The sequence below is a fragment of the Thermococcus sp. JdF3 genome, assembly GCF_012027495.1.
In the GTDB taxonomy this organism is placed as follows: Archaea; Methanobacteriota_B; Thermococci; order Thermococcales; family Thermococcaceae; genus Thermococcus.
This window is the reverse complement of record NZ_SNUK01000028.1, coordinates 1-437: the sequence shown is the minus strand read 5'-3', so window position 1 is coordinate 437 and position 437 is coordinate 1. Positions and strand designations below refer to the sequence as shown.

Here is a 437-nt window from a genome sequence, read left to right as displayed (position 1 = left end):
CGCCGCTGACTATGGTGGTAAGCCTGTCGTATTGTTTGGTTCCAACGAGGTCGCTGTGCATCAAGAGGCCTGCCAAGAACCCACCTATGCTGAAGTGCATACCAATCTCTTCGCTAATGAACGCTAGTGATGTTGAAAACACCATGAACAGTCCAAATACGGCCTCGTCACTCCTAAGCCTCCTCAGGAACCTTATGATGTACACTTTCTGCTGTATGCCTATGATGTAGTTGATGTACATAATGCCTCCAATAAAGACCGCATCCTTGAGGATACTGGTCACAATGGGAGTATAGTTCCCGGGGTTTTCATGTATTCTAACCATTATATAGACTATGAAGAGACTCATGACTTCACTTATGACCGCGTATGAGAGGGCAACGTGAAGGAAATCCTCACCAAAGAAGCGCTTGAGACGGAGCACTATTGGAGCGGAC

At 46.9% G+C, this 437-nt stretch carries 1 protein-coding gene; it reads right to left on the bottom strand.

Features of this window, described 5'->3' with window-relative positions; translation table 11 throughout:
- Positions 1-437: cation:proton antiporter (locus E3E42_RS11745; protein WP_206206136.1), on the bottom strand; the 437-nt coding region annotated here is incomplete at both ends.